16 protein-coding genes are annotated in these 19,109 nt (G+C 69.8%); 7 read left to right on the plus strand and 9 right to left on the minus strand.

Features of this window, described 5'->3' with window-relative positions:
* The first annotated feature begins 369 nt into the window (after positions 1-369).
* Complete coding sequence (locus ACIRON_RS27435) at positions 370-1,587, plus strand: S8 family peptidase (protein WP_402997538.1); 1,218 nt, start codon at positions 370-372, stop codon at positions 1,585-1,587.
* Positions 1,588-1,657: 70 nt separating this feature from the next.
* On the opposite strand, the gene ACIRON_RS27440 is transcribed toward ACIRON_RS27435, so the two are convergent.
* On the minus strand, positions 1,658-2,332 hold the full coding sequence (locus ACIRON_RS27440; protein ID WP_402997541.1) for a class I SAM-dependent methyltransferase: 675 nt from the start codon (positions 2,330-2,332) through the stop codon (positions 1,658-1,660).
* A gap of 96 nt (positions 2,333-2,428) precedes the next feature.
* On the opposite strand from ACIRON_RS27440, the gene ACIRON_RS27445 reads away from it, so the two are divergent.
* Complete coding sequence (locus tag ACIRON_RS27445; RefSeq protein WP_402997544.1) at positions 2,429-4,399, plus strand: TIGR03960 family B12-binding radical SAM protein; 1,971 nt, start codon at positions 2,429-2,431, stop codon at positions 4,397-4,399.
* A gap of 1 nt (position 4,400) precedes the next feature.
* The gene (locus tag ACIRON_RS27450) at positions 4,401-5,111 is read left to right on the plus strand and encodes a hypothetical protein (RefSeq protein ID WP_402997547.1); all 711 of its coding nucleotides are present in this window, start codon (positions 4,401-4,403) and stop codon (positions 5,109-5,111) included.
* Positions 5,112-5,259: 148 nt separating this feature from the next.
* On the opposite strand, the gene ACIRON_RS27455 is transcribed toward ACIRON_RS27450, so the two are convergent.
* From ACIRON_RS27455 to ACIRON_RS27465, 3 genes are all read right to left on the minus strand, one after another.
* Entirely contained in the window at positions 5,260-5,925 is a 666-nt protein-coding gene (locus ACIRON_RS27455) for a septum formation family protein (protein ID WP_402997550.1), read from the minus strand.
* A gap of 109 nt (positions 5,926-6,034) precedes the next feature.
* A complete protein-coding gene (locus ACIRON_RS27460; protein WP_402997553.1) occupies positions 6,035-6,418 on the minus strand; it encodes a RidA family protein in 384 nt (127 codons plus the stop codon).
* Positions 6,419-6,468: 50 nt separating this feature from the next.
* Positions 6,469-6,891 carry a GNAT family N-acetyltransferase gene (locus tag ACIRON_RS27465; RefSeq protein WP_402997556.1) on the minus strand — a complete coding sequence of 141 codons (423 nt, stop codon included), beginning with the start codon at positions 6,889-6,891 and terminating at the stop codon, positions 6,469-6,471.
* 48 nt (positions 6,892-6,939) lie between these two features.
* Here ACIRON_RS27465 and ACIRON_RS27470 point away from each other — a divergent pair, with 48 nt between their 5' ends.
* Positions 6,940-7,308 (plus strand): nuclear transport factor 2 family protein, encoded by a 369-nt coding sequence (locus ACIRON_RS27470; RefSeq protein WP_402997559.1) that lies wholly within the window; start codon positions 6,940-6,942, stop codon positions 7,306-7,308.
* 1 nt (position 7,309) lies between these two features.
* Here the strand turns inward: ACIRON_RS27470 and ACIRON_RS27475 are convergent, their stop codons facing one another.
* A complete protein-coding gene (locus ACIRON_RS27475; protein WP_402997562.1) occupies positions 7,310-8,302 on the minus strand; it encodes an endonuclease/exonuclease/phosphatase family protein in 993 nt (330 codons plus the stop codon).
* Between the two features lie 100 nt (positions 8,303-8,402).
* Here ACIRON_RS27475 and ACIRON_RS27480 point away from each other — a divergent pair, with 100 nt between their 5' ends.
* From ACIRON_RS27480 to ACIRON_RS27490, 3 genes are all read left to right on the plus strand, one after another.
* On the plus strand, positions 8,403-9,131 hold the full coding sequence (locus ACIRON_RS27480) for a TIGR03936 family radical SAM-associated protein (RefSeq protein ID WP_091049324.1): 729 nt from the start codon (positions 8,403-8,405) through the stop codon (positions 9,129-9,131).
* Between the two features lie 24 nt (positions 9,132-9,155).
* Complete coding sequence (locus ACIRON_RS27485) at positions 9,156-10,352, plus strand: winged helix DNA-binding domain-containing protein (RefSeq protein ID WP_402997566.1); 1,197 nt, start codon at positions 9,156-9,158, stop codon at positions 10,350-10,352.
* Positions 10,353-10,761: 409 nt separating this feature from the next.
* Positions 10,762-14,337: an Rne/Rng family ribonuclease gene (locus ACIRON_RS27490; protein ID WP_402997569.1), complete on the plus strand. Its 3,576-nt coding sequence runs from the start codon at positions 10,762-10,764 to the stop codon at positions 14,335-14,337.
* 87 nt (positions 14,338-14,424) lie between these two features.
* On the opposite strand, the gene ACIRON_RS27495 is transcribed toward ACIRON_RS27490, so the two are convergent.
* From ACIRON_RS27495 to ACIRON_RS27510, 4 genes are read right to left on the minus strand one after another with little or no spacing between them, the layout of a single operon-like run.
* Positions 14,425-15,900 (minus strand): mannitol dehydrogenase family protein, encoded by a 1,476-nt coding sequence (locus ACIRON_RS27495; RefSeq protein WP_402997572.1) that lies wholly within the window; start codon positions 15,898-15,900, stop codon positions 14,425-14,427.
* The gene (locus ACIRON_RS27500; RefSeq protein WP_402997575.1) at positions 15,897-16,733 is read right to left on the minus strand and encodes a carbohydrate ABC transporter permease; all 837 of its coding nucleotides are present in this window, start codon (positions 16,731-16,733) and stop codon (positions 15,897-15,899) included. The genes ACIRON_RS27495 and ACIRON_RS27500 overlap by 4 nt, the downstream gene beginning before the upstream one ends.
* Positions 16,730-17,683: a carbohydrate ABC transporter permease gene (locus ACIRON_RS27505; protein ID WP_402997578.1), complete on the minus strand. Its 954-nt coding sequence runs from the start codon at positions 17,681-17,683 to the stop codon at positions 16,730-16,732. Before ACIRON_RS27505 ends, ACIRON_RS27500 begins: the two co-directional genes overlap by 4 nt.
* Positions 17,683-19,059, minus strand: coding sequence for an ABC transporter substrate-binding protein (locus tag ACIRON_RS27510; protein ID WP_402997581.1), 1,377 nt, complete (start codon positions 19,057-19,059; stop codon positions 17,683-17,685). Before ACIRON_RS27510 ends, ACIRON_RS27505 begins: the two co-directional genes overlap by 1 nt.
* Positions 19,060-19,109: the final 50 nt, after the last annotated feature.

Consider the following 19,109-nt stretch of genomic DNA (forward strand, 5'->3'; position numbering starts at 1 on the left):
TCTCTGACAGGCTCGCCGAGCTGGACCTCTGATACCCGCAAGTCCCGCTCCGGGGGGGGGGGGGGGGGGCCCCGGGGGTTGTTTGGGGGGGGGCCCCCCCCCCCCCCCCCCCCCCGGGGGGGGCCCCCCCCCCCCCCCCCCCCCCCCCGGTCTGCTGTTGTCAGGACTTTTTTCATGCCCTGTTTATGGGCTGTTTACAGGTGTTCACCATGGGTATCTGCACGTTGCTGCAATGCGAAGAGTTGGGTCGTTACGAGCACCACGTAACGTGATTACGTGGTTGGCCGAACGCTTCGGGCTGCGGCCGCAGGGAGGGCGCAGGGCGTTCACCGTGGCCCCACAGGGCCGCATGATGACGGGAGTCAGTTCGTGAACCGAACCATGAAGAACCGTGCCATCAAGGCGCCGGCGGTCATCTCCGCCGTAGCCGTCGGAGCAGCAGCCTCGGCGATCGCCTTCGCCGTCCCGGCCGGTGCCGCCGACAGTCCGGCGCCGCTGCGCGGCGCGGACGCCTCGACCGCGATCGAGGGCCAGTACATCGTCGTGATGGAGAAGCAGGGCCGCAGCGACGTGGCCAAGTCCGAGGCCAAGTCGGTGCGCAGCGACGCCCGCGACGCCGGTGGAGACGTACGGGAGGTCTACAACACCGCGTTCAACGGCTTCTCCGCCTCGCTCGACAAGGAGGCGCTCGCCGAGGTCCGCTCCAACCCGGACGTCGCCTACGTGCAGGCCAACCACCGCTACACCACCTCGGGTGACCAGGCTGACCCGACCTGGGGTCTGGACCGCGTCGACCAGGCCGCGCTGCCCCTCGACTCGAACTACCACTACGAGCAGACCGGCGCGGGTGTGACCGCCTACATCATCGACACCGGCGTCGCGACCGACCACTCCGAGTTCAGCGGTCGTATCGGTGAGGGCTTCGACGCCGTCGACGGCGACACCGACCCGACCGACGGCAACGGCCACGGCACCCACGTCGCGGGCACCGTCGCCGGCACCACCTACGGCCTGGCCAAGGAGGCCACGATCGTCCCGGTCCGCGTCCTCGACGACAACGGCTCCGGCACCACCGAGGGTGTCGTCGCGGGCATCGAGTGGGTCACCGAGAACCACACCGACGGCCCGGCCGTCGCCAACATGTCGCTCGGTGGCGGCAACGACGCCGCTCTCGACGCGGCCGTCCAGGCCTCGATCGCCGACGGCGTGACCTACGCCGTCGCGGCCGGCAACGAGAGCTCGGACGCCTGCGGTTCCTCGCCGGCGGCTGTTCCGGAGGCGATCACCGTCGGTGCCACCGACGACACCGACGCCGCCGCGGACTTCTCCAACACCGGTGAGTGCCTCGACATCTTCGCCCCCGGCGTCGACATCACCTCGGCCTGGAACGACGGCTCGACCAACACCATCTCCGGTACGTCGATGGCGACCCCCCATGTCGCCGGCGCCGCCGCGCTCTTCCTCGAGGCGAACCCCTCGGCCACCCCGGCCGACGTCGCCACGGGCCTGACCGGCGCCGCCACCCCCGACGTGGTCACCAACCCGGGCACCGGTTCCCCGAACCTGCTGCTCACCACGCTGTTCTGAGCCACCGGCTCTGAGCTCAGGGTGCTGGGGCCGTCCGGGAGGGGCGGCCCCAGCACCTATTTCCGCTCCGCTACGACGGCTTGGTCCACGCGATGGTGTGCCGGAAGCCGAGGCGGTGCCGGATCGAGGCGCCGGGCATGACATCGGTGAGGATCGCTCGCAGGTCCTCGAAGGGCATCGTCGGATCCTTGACGGGGACCGGCGGTGCCGGAACGCCGTCACCGCTGGGCCACGGATGCTTGACGTACCCGATCATCGGGTTGGTCACCGCGGAGGCGAGGTCCCACAGGTGATCCGTCGCGCTCTGCGGGGGAGCGAGCCCGACGGCCAGGAACCGTCCGCCCGGCTCGAGGGTGCGGCGCACCTCCCGGAGCGCGTCGGCGACGTCGAGATGATGCAGGACCGCGACCATGGTCACCAGGTCGACCGGGCCACGACCCTCGATCCAGGTGCCGTCGTGGATGGTGACGTTGGACAGCCCCGCGCAACGCGTCGCCGCCTGCCCCCGCATGGCCCCGTCCCGATCGGTGCCGTGGACCGCGGTGAACCTCGGCGACAGCGCCGCCACGAGCTCGCCGCGTCCGCAGCCGACGTCCAGTGCTCCGCGACGCTGCGTCGGCAGGTTCGCCAGGACCCAGCTGTGGAAGTGGTCGTTGTGGCTCCAGGGGTGACGGGCATTCAGATTCGCGACCGTCGTCTGCACTGCCCCTCCGGCGAACTCTCGTGCCCACGTCCTCAGCGCCATGCCCGGCATTGTGTCCCACGGCGCGACGTTTGGTCGGGCATCGCCGGGGCGGCGTACGCTTGGGGTTGATCGTTCCCGAGCTTTGAGGTGCCCATCGTGACCGTCGCCCAGAGCGACCTCGTTCCTGATTCTGTCTTCCCTCGGCTGGAGCCGCGCCTGGCGCTGGTGTCCAAGCCGATCCAGTACGTCGGTGGGGAGCTCAACTCGACCGTCAAGGAGTGGGACGAGGTCGAGGTGCGGTGGGCGCTGATGTACCCCGACGCCTACGAGGTCGGCCTGCCCAACCAGGGTGTCCAGATCCTCTACGAGGTGCTCAACGAGCGTGACTGGATCGCCGCCGAGCGCACCTACGCCGTGTGGCCCGACCTCGAGAAGATCATGCGCGAGGGCGACGAGCAGGGGCCGATCCCGCAGTTCACCGTCGACGCGCACCGTCCGGTGAAGGCCTTCGACGTCTTCGGGCTCTCGTTCTCGACCGAGCTCGGCTACACCAACATGCTCAACGCGCTCTCGCTCGCCCAGATCCCGCTGCACGCGGTGGACCGTGGCGACGACGACCCGGTCGTGCTCGCCGGCGGCCACGCCGCGTTCAACCCCGAGCCGATCGCCGACTTCCTCGACGCCGCCGTGCTCGGTGACGGCGAGGAGGTCGTGCTCAAGATCTCCGAGGTCGTGCGCGAGTGGAAGCAGGACGGTCGCCCCGGCGGCCGCGACGAGCTGCTGCGTCGGCTGGCCGTCTCCGGCGCCGTCTACGTCCCGAAGTTCTACGACGTGACCTACGCCGCCGACGGGGCGATCGAGGCCGTCGTGCCCAACGTGCCCGGCATCCCGTGGCGGGTGCGCAAGCACACCCTGATGGACCTCGACGCCTGGCCCTACCCGCGCAACCCGCTGGTGCCGCTGGCCGAGACCGTCCACGAGCGGTTCTCGGTGGAGATCTTCCGTGGCTGCACCCGTGGCTGCCGCTTCTGCCAGGCCGGGATGATCACCCGCCCGGTGCGCGAGCGCTCGATCACCACCATCGGTGACATGGTCGAGAACGGGATCCGGAAGTCCGGTTTCGAGGAGGTCGGGCTCTTGTCCCTGTCCTCCGCCGACCACACCGAGATCGGTGACGTCGCGACCGGCCTGGCCGACCGCTACGAGGGCACCAACGTGTCCCTCTCGCTGCCCTCGACCCGCGTCGACGCCTTCAACATCACCCTGGCCAACGAGTTCTCCCGCAACGGCCGTCGCTCCGGTCTGACCTTCGCCCCCGAGGGCGGTTCCGAGCGGATGCGCAAGGTGATCAACAAGATGGTCACCGAGGAGGACCTGATCCGCACCGTCGGTGCCGCCTACTCCCACGGCTGGCGCCAGGTGAAGCTCTACTTCATGTGCGGCCTGCCGACCGAGACCGACGAGGACGTGCTCCAGATCGCCGAGCTCGCCAAGAAGGTCATCGCCAAGGGCCGCGAGGTCTCGGGCCGCAACGACATCCGCTGCACCGTCTCGATCGGTGGCTTCGTACCCAAGCCCCACACCCCCTTCCAATGGGCCTCCCAGCTCGACCACGAGACGACCGACGAGCGGCTGCAGAAGCTGCGCGACGTGGTCCGCTCCGACAAGAAGTTCGGCCGCGCGATCGGCTTCCGCTACCACGACGGCAAGCCCGGCATCGTCGAGGGCCTGCTCTCCCGCGGCGACCGTCGCGTCGGCCGAATCATCGAGCAGGTCTGGCGCGACGGCGGCCGTTTCGACGGCTGGTCGGAGCACTTCTCCTACGACCGCTGGATGACCGCCGCCGAGACCGGCCTCGCCGGCACCGGCGTCGACCTCGACTGGTTCACCACCCGCGAGCGTGAGTACGACGAGATCCTCCCCTGGGACCACCTCGACTCCGGCCTCGACAAGGACTGGCTCTGGGCCGACTGGGAGGACGCCCTCGCGGTCGCCGACGGCGAGGACATCGAGGTCGAGGACTGCCGCTGGACCCCGTGCTACGACTGCGGCGTCTGCCCGGAGATGAACACCGAGATCCAGATCGGCCCCACGGGCCAGAAGCTCCTGCCGCTCAGCGTCGTCTGAGATGGCGACGGTTGCCGCGCGGGCGGCGGAGGCGGCGGATCCGGGCACTCCGGCCGACGTGCTCGCCGCCCTCGCCGCCGACCGGGCAGTCAAGGTACGCATCGCGCTTGCTCGCAACCCGGCCGTCTCGACCGAGATCTTGCGTGCTCTGGTCGACGACTCGCGTTGGGAGGTCCGGTTCACGGCGGCGGAGAATCGCAGCCAGGATGCGGTGAGGGTCGCCTTGGCGGCGACGCATGTCGATACCAGAGAGATCGCCGCACAGCGGTGCGACCTTGCTCCGGCAGAGATCGAGACGATCCTTCGTGACCCAGCCCGCCAGGTGCGTCAGCAGTTGGCCGATGCGACGGATGACCCTGAGATTCTCTCCCGCCTAGCTCGTGACGAGCATCCTTACGTCCGGGCCTCAGCCGTCCTGAACGATCACATGTCCACGGCGGACACCGAGATGCTTGCCGAGGACCGCATCGCCCGCGTGCGTGGGGCGGCCGCCGCGTCGCGGCGTCTGCGACCGGCGACGCTCACCAAGCTGGCGTCCGATCGGTCGGTCGACGTCAGGTGGAACGTGCTGGCCCACAACCCCGAGCGCCTGGACCTCGCTGCGCTGATCGCCGAGGACGACGACGAGACGAACTCCGGGCAGGCCCGTTCGCAGCTCGAAGACCCACGAACATTCACCGAGCACCTCGGCGACGTCGACCTGATCAGATGAGGCAAGCCGCCGTCACTTTCCCGCATGTGCGTGGAAGTTACCGAGACCGGCGCCGATTTGGCTCCCACAACCGCGCATGTGCGGGGTTATGGCGGTCCGTGAATCGGCTGAACTGGGAGAGCGATGACCGGCAGGGACCGGCAGGTTGTCAGGGGCGGGTGGCGCGCATCGTGCCGGTGATGGCGTCCTCGGAGACGGCCCAGCAGGCGACCCTGTGGGGCTTGTCTGCGGAGATCGAGAATCCGTAGCGCGAGGCGGCCTCGTCCGCGGGGACGCCGAGGTATGCCGCCACGGAGCGGTTGCAGAGCGGGTCGGCGTCGGTCTCGGCGTCGTCGAACCGGTCCGTGTCGGAAAGGGTGTAGGTGCCGGCGACCTCCACCCGGTGTGGCTCGTTGCACAGCGTGGTGGTCGGTCTCTCGACGCTCAGCAGGCAGTCGCCGGTGACGAGCTCTTCCGGAGGCAGCGGCCAACCGACGTCCTCCGTGGTCTCCAGGGACTCGGGATCGTCGATGGGATGGGTGGTCACCGCCAGGATCAGGCCGAGGGCAAGGGTGAGGGTCAGGTGCGCTGCGGCGCTCGACACGGCGATCCACGCCGGCAACCTGCCGTGGTCGATGCCGTGGCGTGATCGGAGGAGCACCAGGACGGCGAGGGTTGTGCCGACGAGCGTGCAGGCCAGGCCCAGGAAGGTATCCAGGATGCCGATCACCATTCCGAGCGGAGGGACCCACACGAGGTTGAGCGCCAGCGCGATCCAGGCCAGTGTCTGCGACTGTTCGGCCTGGGGCTCGACCGCCAGAGGTGGGGCATCCATGGCGCAGAGGCTAGGTCCTGAGGCGGCTCGGAGTCCTGCGAATCACAGTCGGCATACCTGATCTGACCGACCCGCCAGATCGGGACCGACCGTCTCGATCCTGGAGCCGTCAGTAGATGGCGGCGGTCGCCTCCACCTCGATGAGTACGTCGGGCCGGAACAGCCCGGCTACCTGGACCAGCGAGCTGGCAGGCGGGTGGGCGACGTCGACGAACTCGTCGCGCACCGACCGGATCAGCGGCAGCTCGGTGGTGGAGACGACGAAGTAGGTCAGCTTCACGACGTCCGCCCAGGTGGCGCCGGCTGCGGCCAGGGCTACGCCGAGGTTGATGAAGGTCTGCCGGGTCTGCGCCTCCCAACCCGCCTCGACGGTGCCGTCGGCGGTGATGCCGATCTGACCCGAGGTCACGATCAGCCGAGCGCCGGGATCGGTGATCACGACGTGGCTGTAGCCGGCGGGTGCGGGAAGGTCTTCGGGGGTCAGGAAATCCATCCGCCGAAGGTAGACCCGACTCGGTCTCTTTGGCGACCAGTTACGACTGCTCAGCCGACCGGGCGGACCCAGCGGCGCCACTCGGCCTGAGACTCGTAGCCCGAGCTCTTCCACAGCGACTGGCCCAGGTCGTTGCCCTCGAGCACCATCGCATCGATCCGGCTCGCGCCGAGGCCCACGAGGCGGTCCTCGGCGTGGGAGAGCAGGCGGCGGGCGAGCCCCTGGCGGCGTACGTCCGGGTGGACCGCCAGGCGGTAGAGGTGGGCGCGCCAGCCGTCCCAGCCGGAGATCAGGGAGCCGACGACCCGGCCCTCGGCGGTGACCGCGACGGTGCAGGCATCCGGGTCGCGCGCGATCAGTGCCTCGACCTTCGCCGCCGAGTCGGTCGGCCGCGAGTCGTTCTCCGCGGCCACCTCCCACAGCTCGATCAGCACGGGGACGTCAGCAAGAACGGCAGGTCGCAACTCGATCACGGCGGGAAGTGTCCCACGCGGTCGCCCAGCCCCCGATAGGTTGCGGCCATGACGGACAACAGTGCGCTGGGTCGCAGCTATCTCGAGCTCCTCGAGGCCAGGGACTGGGACGCCTGGGCGAGGCTGCTGGACGAGGACGTCGTCTACGACATGCCGCAGACGCGTGAGCTGGTCATCGGGCGCGCGTCGTTCCTCGAGTTCAACCAGACCTACCCCGGGGAGTGGCACCTCACCCCGAAGGTGGTGATCGCCGACGATGCGCGCGCCGTGGTCTGGTTCGACTGGCGGATGGGGGAGGAGTCGGGGGAGTCGCAGACGTTCCTCGAGATCACGGACGGGCGGATCACCCGGGTGACCGACTTCTGGCCGGAGGCGTACGAACCGCCGGAACGCGCCGTGCCCGTCGAGCGCTACTGACTCAGCAGTCCGCGGCACCGCGCATGGCGAAGTCGATGCTGACCGCGTGGTGGTCGGAGAGGCCGGTGGGGGTGACGTTGCCGTCGCCGGCCGAGAGCCATGAGTTGGGGAGCAGGTAGTCGACCCGGCCGCCGCCGTCGTGGCTTGCGCCGAGAGCGGCGCCGGCGTCGGACAGTGTGGCCAGGGCGGTGCCCAGGACGCCGGAGCCGTCGCCGGCGTTGAGGTCGCCGCCGAGGAGCTTGGCGCCGTCGTAGGCGTTGACCTTGGACATGACCGCGCCGATCTGGGCCTGCCGCAGCGAGTCGGAGGTGTGGTCGAGGTGGGTGTTGAAGACGACCAGGCGCTGGCCCTCGACGATGATGTTCGCCCGCAGCACGCCGCGCTGCTCCTTGCCGTCGCGGTTGGGCAGGTGGGTGTTGCCGGATTCCGTAATGGGGAAGCGCGACAGGATCGCGGTGCCGTAGCCACCGCGGTCGGTGATGTAGTCGTTGGCGCCGAAGACCGACTGCATCCCCAGGTGCGAGGCGATGATCGCCGGCTGGTCGACGTTGCCGGAGCGGCGGCGGTTCTGGTCGACCTCCTGGAGGAGTACGACGTCGGCGCCGGAGGCCCGGATCACGCTCGCGATGCCGCCGAGCTCGCCGGGGGAGACCCGGCCACCCTTGATGTTGAAGGTCATCACCGTCAGTTCGCGCGGGACCGCGCACGGGTCGATCTTCGGCTTCTTCGGTGCCTTGTCGATCGCCGGCGGCGCGTCGAGGGTCTTGAACTTCGGTAGCGGCTCGGACAACGTCGAGGCGGAGGCCGACGGGCCGGGGTCGGTGGGTTCGGTGCTCGGCGAGGAGGAGGCCTCCGCGGAGGCCTGCCTGGAGTCGTTCAGCCGGGGCGCGAGGACGGTCAGCGCGGCGATGGCGCCGACCGTGAGGACCACCGCGAGGATCGGCAACAGCTCCTTGAGGCGTACCGAGAACTTCCTGCTTCTGTGGTGGCTCACCGCGCGAGTCTCCCATTTTTCGTATGCGAGTCGTTACATTCCGTTGGCTTTGCATTCGCCGGATGGGTCATCGTGCCCGCGGACCGCCATAATCGACCTCGTGCGTCAACAGCCCGAACAGCAGGCCCCGCCGGTCCAGCGTCTCCGCATCCGCTACGCGAAGCGCGGCCGGCTCCGGTTCACCAGCCACCGCGACTTCAGCCGCGCCTTCGAGCGCGCGGTCGCGCGTGCCCGGATCCCGGTGGCCTACTCCTCGGGCTTCAACCCGCACCCGCGGATCTCCTACGCCGGCGCGGCCCCGACGGGAGCGGCGAGCGAGGCCGAGTACGTCGAGCTGGGACTGCGCGAGACGGTCGACCCGGCCGCGACCAAGGCTGCCCTGGACGAGGTCATGCCCGACGGTCTCGACCTGCTCGATGTCGTGGACACCGCCACCTCGCCCAAGGGTGCGCTGGCCGACCTGCTCACCGGCAGCGAGTGGATCATCGACCTCCCGACGGCGCCGGAGGAGGCCGCGGCGGCGGTCGAGGCGTTCCTCGGCGCCGAGGAGGTCATCGTCTCCCGGATGACCAAGAAGGGTCTGCGCGAGTTCGATGCCCGAGGAGCGGTCGTACGCCTCGCATCGGCGCCCCGCGAAGGCGGCTCCCGGCTGGAGCTCCTGCTCAGGCACGGCACCCCGACCGTACGTCCCGACGACGTCGTCACCGGCCTGGAGCGCATCGGTGGCCTGAAGGTGGGCCCCGAGCACGGCGGGCTGCCGCTCCTGACCCGGCTCAGCCAGGGAGTCTTCGACGAGGACTCCGGCACGATCGGCGACCCGCTCCACTAGCCTGTCTTCGATGAGGCTCTGCCGATGAGAATGGTCACCGACCGTGAGCGCCGGGCGCGGCTGGCCCGCAGGCACGGGCTCGCCCCCGCCCACAGGTACGCCGACGTGGCGGCCGCGACCCAGGCGATGACCGCATGGCACGCGACCGAGGCCGCGACCGTCCACCTCGCCCTGCGCGCGCGGGTGCGGGATCTCCGGGTCGATGACGTCGAGCGCGCGCTCTACGAGGACAGAAGCCTGGTCAAGCAGCTGGCGATGCGGCGCACGCTCTTCGCCTTCCCACGTGACCTGTTGCCGGCTGCGCTGGGGAGCGCCTCGGCCCGGGTGGCGGCGCAGGAGGAGAAGAACCTCCACAAGTGGCTGACCGCGGGTGGCATCGACGAGGACCAGGACGGCTGGATCGAGAAGGCGTACGCGGCGACGCTGGCGGCACTCGCCGCCGGCGAGCCCCGCACCACGACACAGCTGCGTGAGCTGGTGCCGGAGCTCGACGCCCGCTTCCGGATGGGCACGCCCGGCAAGAAGTGGGGCGGCGAGTTCCCGATCGGCCGCTGGGTGATCGGCACCCTCGCCGCGCAGGGCCGGCTCGTGCGGGCGACCAACGTCGGCCACTGGCGGCTCAACAAGCCGGCCTGGACGCTCACCGAGTCCTGGCTCGGTGAGGCGCCGTCCCCGCTCGCGCCCGCCGACGGCTACGCGGAGCTCGTCCGCTGCTGGCTCGGGACCTTCGGTCCGGGCACCGAGGCCGACCTGGTCTGGTGGCTCGGGTCCACGAAGACGGCCGTGCGGGCCGCGCTCGCCGCGGTCGGTGCCGTGGAGGTAGGGCTCGAGGGCGGTGGCACCGGATGGGTGCTTCCGGACGACCCGATCGCCACCTCGCCGGAGCCCGAGATCGAGCCGTGGGCCGCGCTGCTGCCCACTCTCGACCCCACCGTCATGGGCTGGAAGGAACGCGGGTTCTACCTGGACGCCGAGGATGTGGCGTACCTCTTCGACTCCAACGGCAACGCCGGCAACACCGCCTGGTGGGACGGCCGGATCGTGGGGGCCTGGGCGCAGGACGAGGACGGCCGGGTGCACCCGATCGTGCGCCACGACATCGGCGATGCCGGGAGGAAGGCGCTGGCGGCCGAGTCCGAACGGCTCACCGAATGGCTCGACGGCGTCGTGATCGTGAACGTCTACAAGTCGCGCCAGATGAAGGAAGCGAAGCTTCCCTGAGTTTCGTTGGCGTCCAGATATCGGTCTGTTGACAGGGTGTATGCGATACTCCGAGACGACTGCTCAAACAATCGGGCCCGCCCCGAGGAATGGACAGTCCGACGACGCCTCGCCGGCGTGAGCCCTCCGGGGCCGCACTCCGGCACACAGGGGTAGGGCGTCACCAGACCGCGACGCAGGCCTAGCAGGTCAGTGAGAGCGACTCGCCCGGGAAGGTCCCGGACGGCCGAGCGACCGCGGCAGGTGACGAACCGCTGCCTGTGACGCACCGCTGCGGAGGATGCCGCCGCCCTGACAAGCTTTGCGCCGCGACGCGGCTGCTACGTGGAAAAGTTAGATACTGCGCAGCGCCCGTTTCCCGGCACCTGACTATCCGGCACCTGTGAAGGTCCTGGATGAGGAGAACGGCATGGCCGACGAGACCACTGTCGAGAACACCGAGAACGGCGCTGAAACAGCGCAGGCTCCGGTGACCGACACCCCCACGACCGACGCGGAAGCGACCGGCGAGACCACTCCCGCGAAGAAGACCGCGGCGAAGAAGACCACGCGCAAGCGCACCACCAAGAAGGCCGCCGCCGCGGCCCCGGCCGAGGCTGCCGACGCCCCCGCCGACGTGACCGCCGAGGCTGCCGAGAGCGCCGAGGCCCCCGCCAAGAAGACGGCGGCGAAGAAGACGACCCGGAAGCGTACGACCAAGAAGGCCGCCCCTGCGCCGGCTGAGGTCGAGACCCCCGAGGCCACCACCGCGCCGGAGGGCGAGACCTCCGAGGCTCCCGCCGAGACCGTCGAGGCTCCGGCCAAGAAGACGGCGGCGAAGAAGACCACCGCCAAGCGGACCACCACGAAGAAGACGGCCGCCAAGAAGGCCGCCGCGCCTGTCGTAGAGCCCGTCGTCGAGGCCGTCGAGACCCCTGCGGAGGAGGTCGACGAGGAGACCCTCGAGGAGACCGAGGCCGAGCAGGCCGGTCCGCCGGCCCCCGCGGTGCTGTTCCAGGCGCCGACCAAGACGACCACCCGCAGGCGTACGCGCAAGACGGCCGAGCCGAAGCCCGTCGTCGAGGCTCCCGCCGAGGACGAGCCGCAGGCCGCTGAGCCGGTTGCCGAGCCCGCCGCCGAGCCCGCCGCCGAAGCGAAGGAGGAGGCCCCGACCCGGACGCGCAAGCGGAACGTACGCAGCGCCGCCCCGGTCGAGGAGAAGGCCGCCGACGAGGAGCAGCCCGAGGCCACCGACACCGAGTCCGAGACCGACACCGAGGCCGGCAACGAGAACGAGTCCGGCAACGAGTCCGACGAGAGCTCTGCCGATGACGGTGAGGGTGGCGGCAACGGCCGTCGTCGTCGCCGCCGTGGCGGCCGCCGCCGTCGCAAGGGTGCCAACGGCGACGCCGACGGCTCCGACGCGGCCGACGCCGAGGACAGGTCCGAGGAGTCCGAGAGCGACGAGGCAGGCAAGGACGCCGACGCCGACGCCGACCAGGGCGAGGGCGGCACGTCCTCGCGCCGTCGCCGTCGTCGCCGCCGGGCCGGCGAGGCCTCCGGCGACGCCGGGGACGACCCGGAGAACACCGTCACCAAGGTCCGCCAGAGCCGCACCGGCGAGGACCAGATCACCGCGCTGTCGGGCTCGACCCGCCTGGAGGCCAAGAAGCAGCGCCGCCGGGAGGGCCGCGAGGCCGGTCGTCGTCGCGCCCCGATCGTGAGCGAGGCCGAGTTCCTGGCCCGGCGCGAGTCGGTCGAGCGGGTCATGGTGATCCGTGAGCGCGAGGATCTCACCCAGATCGCGGTGCTCGAGGACAAGGTGCTCGTCGAGCACTACGTCGCCCGCGAGAGCCAGACCAGCCTGATCGGCAACGTCTACCTGGGTCGTGTCCAGAACGTGCTGCCGTCCATGGAGGCCGCGTTCATCGACATCGGCAAGGGCCGCAACGCGGTGCTCTACGCCGGTGAGGTCAACTGGGCCTCGCTCGGCTGGAAGGAGGGCCAGCCCCGCAAGATCGAGTCGGTGCTGACCTCCGGCCAGAAGGTGCTCGTCCAGGTGACGAAGGACCCGATCGGTCACAAGGGCGCCCGCCTGACCTCGCAGATCTCGCTGGCCGGCCGCTTCCTGGTCTACGTGCCCGACGGCACCACCTCCGGCATCTCCCGCAAGCTGCCCGACACCGAGCGCAACCGCCTCAAGACCCTCCTGAAGGAGATCGTCCCCGACACGGCCGGCGTGATCGTACGCACCGCCGCCGAGGGCGCCGCCGAGGAGGAGCTCACGCGCGACGTCGAGCGGCTCAAGGCACGCTGGGAGGACATCGAGAAGAAGGCCGGTGGCAACGCCCCGCAGCTGCTCTACGGCGAGCCCGACCTGACCCTCAAGGTCGTCCGCGACCTGTTCACCGAGGACTTCGCCAAGCTGGTCATCTCCGGCGACTCGTCGTGGGAGACCGTCAAGGACTACGTCCAGTCGGTGGCCCCCGACCTCGAGGAGCGGGTGGAGAAGTACGACGGTGAGGCCGACGCCTTCGCCGCGTACCGCATCGACGAGCAGATCGCGAAGGGCCTGGACCGCAAGGTCTGGCTGCCCTCGGGTGGCTCGCTGATCATCGACCGCACCGAGGCGATGACCGTCGTCGACGTCAACACCGGCAAGTTCACCGGCTCCGGGGGCAACCTGGAGGAGACGGTCACCAAGAACAACCTCGAGGCGGCCGAGGAGATCGTGCGCCAGCTCCGGCTGCGCGACATCGGCGGCATCATCGTCGTCGACTTCATCGACATGGTTCTCGAGTCCAACCGTGACCTGGTGCTTCGTCGCCTGGTCGAGTGCCTGGGCCGCGACCGGACCCGTCACCAGGTCGCCGAGGTCACCTCGCTGGGCCTGGTGCAGATGACCCGTAAGCGGATCGGCACCGGTCTGCTCGAGGCCTTCTCCGAGAACTGCGACGCCTGTGGCGGTCGTGGCCTGGTGATCCACGAGCACCCGGTCGAGGCCGGCAAGTCCTCCGGTGTCGCCCCCGACGAGCCGCGTTCGCGTCGTCGTGGTGGCCGTGGTGGCCGCGGCAAGGGCAAGGACGAGGTCGGCACCGAGCACCGCGCCGAGCCCGCCGAGGAGTCCGCCAAGACGCCCTCGCCCGCCGAGTTCGCCGCCATGGCCGGACAGAGCGACAGCGTGGAGAAGACCGACGAGCCGGCTGCCCAGGTCGTCGAGCCCGTCGAGACCCCCGTCGAGCCCGCTGAGGCTCCCAAGGTCACGACCCGTACGCGATCGCGTCGGTCCAAGGCGTCGGCCCCGGTGGCCGAGCCGGTCGAGACCCCCGCCGAGTCCCCGGTCGCCGAGTCCCCGGTCGCCGAGCCCGCCGAGGCCGCGTCCGACGCCGCCGCTGTCGAGGCTCCCAAGGTCACGACCCGCACGCGTTCGCGTCGGTCCAAGGCGTCGACCCCGGCCACCACGCCGGTCGAGACGCCCGCCGAGGCCCCGGCCGCCGAGACTCCGGCCGAGCCGAAGCCCCCGGCCGAGCCCGAGGCCCCGAAGATCACCACGCGTACGCGCACCCGCCGAGCCGCCACGACCGGTCGTCCGGTCCTGGCCGCGGTCGTCGGCAGCTCGACCGAGTCGAAGCCGGCGCCGGCCGCGACCGAGCCGGTTGCAGCCGAGCCGGTCGCGACCGAGCCGGTCGTCGAGGAGGAGCCCGCTCCCGTGGCCCCGGCCGTCGAGCCCGAGGTGACCGAGCCCGAGGTGACCGAGCCCGAGGCAACCGAGCCGATCGTTGCCGAGCCGGTTGCGGCCGAGCCGGTCGACTCCAAGCCCAAGGTGGTCACCCGGCAGCGCCGCGGCGCCCGCCGCGAGGTGGTGAGCACCGGCGAGGGCGCGGTGATGACCGCGACCAAGTCCGAGGCGCCGACCGTCAGCAACGGCACCGCCTCGACCCCGGCGCCCAAGGTCGTGACCCGCACCCGCGGTGGCGTGAGCCGCGACACCACGCCGTCGGAGTAACCGCCCGAACGACGGACGACAGCTGGAAACCACGACGCCCCGGTGACCCCCTCGCGGTCACCGGGGCGTCGTGCTGTCTTAGAGCGCTCAGTCCTCCCAGATCTCGAGAGTCTTGCGTGCCCCGACGGAGTGCAGAGACGCCAACGCCTCGGCGTACGGCTCGGTGAACTCGGGGGAGTCGACGAGGTCGCCGAAGAGGTCGGGGTCGCGGAGGAAGGCGAGCGGGTCCTCGCGCTGCGCGATCGCGCGGGCCGTCACGTCGGCCCGGCGCCGGTCGACGATGTCGATGGGCGAACCCTGCTCGTCGACCCCCTCGGCATAGCGGGCCCAGGACGCGACGACGAGCGCCGATCGACGGACCGAGCCGCCACGACCCAGCTGGGCGGTGATGACCGGGACGAGCCACTTCGGGATCCGGTCGGAGCTCTCCGCGCACAGCCGCGCCAGGGTGTCGCGGATGTAGGGGTTGGCGAAGCGGGCGATCAGCTCACGCTGGTAGCCCGGCAGATCCACGCCGGGCACCTGCGGCAGGGTCGGGGCGCCCTCCTGCGACATGTAGCCGAGCAGGAAGTCGACGAAGAGCGGGTCCGTGCAGACCTCGTGGGCGTAGCGGTAGCCGGACAGATAGCCGAGATAGCACAGCGCCTGGTGGCTGGCATTGAGGAGCCGCAGCTTCATCAGCTCGTACGGCTCGACGTCGGGCACCATCTCCACCCCGGCCTGCTCGAACGGCGGCCGACCCTGCGGGAAGTTGTCCTCGAGCACCCACTGGGAGAACGGCTCGCTGATCACCGGCCAGGCGTCGCCGATCCCGAACCGCCAGCCGACCTCCTCGACGTCGGCGTCGGTGGTCGCCGGGGTGATCCGGTCCACCATCGAGCTGGGGAAGGCCACCTCGGAGGTGATCCACTCACCCAGGTCCGGGTCGCGCAGGGACGCGAACGCCGACAGCATCGCCCGGGCGACCTCGCCGTTGCCGGCGATGTTGTCGCACGACATGACCGTGAACGGCGCCACCCCGGCGGCACGACGGCGAGCCAGCGCCTCCACGACGTAGCCGAACGCCGTCGAGGGCGCCGCACCCGGCCGCAGGTCCTCCTGGATGGCGGGGTCGGAGGCGTCGAAGCCGCCGGTCGCCTGGTTGACGTGATAGCCGCCCTCGGTGATGGTCAGCGACACGATCCGGATCCGCGGGTCGGTGAGCAGCCTCAGCACGTCCGCGGGGGAGTCGGGGGCGAAGAGGTAGTCGATGATCGACCCGATCACCCGCCCTCGCACGCCCCCGTCCGGCGCCCGCTCGACGAGCGTGTAGAGGTGGTCCTGCGCGGCGAGAGCATCCCGCATGCGTACGTCCTGGGGCATGAGCCCCACCCCGACGATGCCCCAGTCGCGGATGCCCGAGGCGAGCAGGTCGTCGACGTAGCGCGCCTGGTGGGCGCGGTGGAAGCCCCCGACCCCGAGATGCACGATCCCGGGGGTGATGGCGGTTCGGTCATAGGTGGGGACGGCGACAGCCGCGGACAGCTCGCCGAGCCGAGCCGTCGTGAGTCGAGCCTGGGTCATTTGACGGCCCCGAGGGAGAGTCCCTGCACCAGCTTGTCCTGAGCGGCGAAGCCGGCGATGAGCACGGGCAGCGAGATCAGCGTCGCCCCGGCCGCCAGCTCGGCGAGGTAGGCGTGCTCGGTCTGGATCAGGGTGTTCACGAAGACCGGTCCGGTCTGCGCGGCGACGCTGGTGAGCACCTTGGCGTAGAGCTGCTCGTTCCACGCGAAGATGAAGCAGATCAGCGACGTGGCCGCGACCCCGGGCATCGAGATCGGCGCCACGATGCGGGTCAGGATCCGGAGCGTGCTGGCGCCGTCGATCGATGCTGCCTCGATGATCGCGGGCGGCACCTCGGCCAGGAACGAGCGCATCATCCAGACCGCGATCGGCAGGTTCATCGCGGTGTAGAGCAGGATCAGGATGATCACGTTGTCGGGCATCTTGATGACCTGGGTCGTGAACAGGTAGATCGGCAGGATCCCCGCGACCATCGGCAGCATCTTCGTCGACAGGAAGAAGAACATCGCGTCCGACCACTTCTTGACCGGCTTGATCGCCAGGGCGTACGCCGCGGGGATGGCCAGGACGAGCACGAGCAGCGTCGAGATCACGCTGGTGATCACCGAGTTGATCAGTGCCGGGGTGATCGGGTTCGCGGAGGTGAACAGGCCGCTGTAGTTCTCCAGCGTCAGCGGGGCGCCCCAGCTGGGCGGGTAGGTCTGGGCGTCCTGCGGTGCGTGCAGCGAGGTCAGGACCATGTAGAGGATCGGGATCACGAAGATGATGCCGACCAGCCACGCTGCGATCGGGATGACGATCTTCGCCACCCGCTGCCGGTTCCATGTGTTCATCGGCTCTCCTCCTCGAGCAGGGACGACACGACGCGCAGCGCGAAGGTCGCGATGATCAGTGAGCCGATGACCACGACGACGCCCAGTGCGGAGGCGACCCCGTAGTCCTTGGCCGAGTAGAACGTCTCGTAGACGGCGTAGGGGATGTTGGTGGAGTTCAGCCCACCGGTCATGCCCAGGACCGAGTCGAAGTTCTGGACGATGAAGATCGTGCCGAGCACGATCGAGAGCTCGAGATAGCGGCGTACGTGGGGGAGCGTCATGTGCACGAACGTCTGCCACCCGTTGCAGCCGTCGATGCTCGCCGCCTCCAGGACCTCAGGGTCCTGCGACTGCAGCCCGGCGAGCAGGATCAGCATCATGAACGGCGTCCACTGCCAGATCAGCTGGATCTCGATGGCGAGCTTGGGATGGTCGGTGAGGAAGGCGATGTCCTGGGCGCCCGGCACGCCGAGCTGACCGAGCACGCCGTCGACCAGGCCGAACCCGGTCATCAGGATGCCGTTGCCCCAGAAGACCGCGGCCGCGATCGGGACGATCAGGAACGGCGCGATCATCATCGTGCGCACCACACCGCGGCCGATGAACGCATGGTTGAGCAGCAGCGCGATCCCGAGGGCGAGCAGGGCGCTGACCCCGACGACGACCACGGTCATCTCGATCGTGTTCAGGACGGCCGTACGGTACGCCGGCGTCGTGAACACGGTCTTGAAGTTGTCCAAGCCGGCGAAGCTGCGCTCCGGTGCGTCGGGCTGGGCGCTCCAGTTCATGAACGACATCACCAGCGTCGCCACGAAGGGCAGCTGCGTCACCACGATCAGGAAGATCAGGGCGGGCAGCAGCGGCGCGCGCAGCTTCCAGGACTCCCGGCCCCATTTCTTGTACGCCTCAGGCGGCCGGCTCGCCTCCGGCTCGGTCGCTTCGCGGAGTGGTGCGGTCACGGTGGCCATCACTGCTTCTCCTTCTGGACGTCGCCGTACGCCTGGGCGAGCGACTGACAGCGGTCGAGTGCCGCGTCGGTGGTCTTCGAGCCCGAGATGGCGCTGCTGAGCTGTTTGGCGCACTCGGTGCCGAAGTCGGTGAAGCTGGGAACGCCGACGAACTGGATGCCGTTGTAGGGCCGCTTCTGGACCCCGGGGTTGTCCGCCTGGGCGTTCTTGATCGCGTTCATGGTCGGGGTCGCGAAGGAGCCGGCCACCTCGAGGTACTCGGGGTCCGCATAGGTCGAGGCACGCTTGCCCGCGGGAACGTTGGTCGGCCCGCCGGTGTCGTTCTCGGTGTCGGCCATCACCAGCTGCTCGTACTCCTTGCTGGAGGCCCAGGCGACGAACTTCTTGGCGTCCTCCTGGTGCTGGGAGGCCTTCTGGATCGCCCAGGCCCAGGTGTAGAGCCAGCCGGCGTTCTCGGTCTGGTCGTGCGGCGCGGCCACGTAGCCGACCTTGCCCTTGACCGGCGACTCCTCGGCTTCCAGCGACCCGGCACCGGAGGTGGCGTCGTACCACATCGCGACCTTGCCCTGCTGCATGGCGTTGAGGCACTGCGGGAAGCTGAAGGTCGCGGCGCCTGCCTCGCCGTGCTCGCGGACCAGGTCGACGTAGAAGTTGGCCGCCTTCTTGAAGCCGCCCTTGTCGACCTGGGCGTTCCAGTCCTCGTCGAACCAGGTGCCGCCCATGGTGTTGACCACCGTCGTGATCGAGGCGAGGTTGTCGCCCCAGCCGGCCAGGCCGCGCAGGCAGATGCCGCGCATGTCGGCCTCGGCCTCGTCGATCTGGGCGGCGAAGCCGGCGACCTGCTCCCAGGTCGGGTTCGTCGGCATCTCGAGGCCGTGCTTCTCGAAGAGATCCTTGCGGTACATCAGGAACGAGGACTCGCCGTAGAACGGCTGGCCATAGACCTTGCCTCCCGCTGAGAGCGCCTCGGTCATCGGCGGCAAGATGTCGTCCTGGTCGAACTCCGGGTCGTTCGCGATGCTCTCCATGTCCGAGATCCAGCCGGCCTCGGCGTAGTAGGGGATCTCGAAGTTGGACAGCGTCGCCACGTCATAGATCCCGGACTGATTGGCGAACTCGGTGCTGGCGGTGTCGCGCATGTCCTGCTCGACCTTGACCACGAAGTTCACCTCGATCCCGGTCTCCTCGGTGAAGTGCTCCGCGGTGAGCTCCTGGAGCTCGAGCATCTGGGGGTTGTTGACCATCAGCACCGTGATGCTGTGCTCACCCGCGCTCGTCCCGCCGGCGCCCAGGCCGCCGGTTCCGCATGCCGTCAACAAAACGGTGGCCAATGAGAGCGCTGTCAGCGCTGCGGAGGTCCGTCTCCGTGCCCGCATCGATCTGCCTCCTCGCAGTGTGACTGTCGTCACGGACCACGATGGCGTAG

Origin of the sequence: Nocardioides sp. NPDC101246, assembly GCF_044767415.1 — a bacterium.
Taxonomy (GTDB): domain Bacteria; phylum Actinomycetota; class Actinomycetes; order Propionibacteriales; family Nocardioidaceae; genus Nocardioides.

Excerpts from the sequence above, each read along its gene's own strand:
- ACIRON_RS27450 (WP_402997547.1), top strand. The coding sequence starts at position 4,401 with ATGGCGACGGTTGCCGCGCGGGCGGCGGAGGCGGCGGATCCGGGCACT.
- ACIRON_RS27485 (WP_402997566.1), top strand. The coding sequence starts at position 9,156 with ATGAGAATGGTCACCGACCGTGAGCGCCGGGCGCGGCTGGCCCGCAGG.
- ACIRON_RS27455 (WP_402997550.1), bottom strand. The coding sequence starts at position 5,925 with ATGGATGCCCCACCTCTGGCGGTCGAGCCCCAGGCCGAACAGTCGCAG.
- ACIRON_RS27490 (WP_402997569.1), top strand. The coding sequence starts at position 10,762 with ATGGCCGACGAGACCACTGTCGAGAACACCGAGAACGGCGCTGAAACA.
- ACIRON_RS27440 (WP_402997541.1), bottom strand. The coding sequence starts at position 2,332 with ATGGCGCTGAGGACGTGGGCACGAGAGTTCGCCGGAGGGGCAGTGCAG.
- ACIRON_RS27500 (WP_402997575.1), bottom strand. The coding sequence starts at position 16,733 with ATGAACACATGGAACCGGCAGCGGGTGGCGAAGATCGTCATCCCGATC.
- ACIRON_RS27510 (WP_402997581.1), bottom strand. The coding sequence starts at position 19,059 with ATGCGGGCACGGAGACGGACCTCCGCAGCGCTGACAGCGCTCTCATTG.
- ACIRON_RS27495 (WP_402997572.1), bottom strand. The coding sequence starts at position 15,900 with ATGACCCAGGCTCGACTCACGACGGCTCGGCTCGGCGAGCTGTCCGCG.
- ACIRON_RS27470 (WP_402997559.1), top strand. The coding sequence starts at position 6,940 with ATGACGGACAACAGTGCGCTGGGTCGCAGCTATCTCGAGCTCCTCGAG.
- ACIRON_RS27460 (WP_402997553.1), bottom strand. The coding sequence starts at position 6,418 with ATGGATTTCCTGACCCCCGAAGACCTTCCCGCACCCGCCGGCTACAGC.
- ACIRON_RS27505 (WP_402997578.1), bottom strand. The coding sequence starts at position 17,683 with ATGGCCACCGTGACCGCACCACTCCGCGAAGCGACCGAGCCGGAGGCG.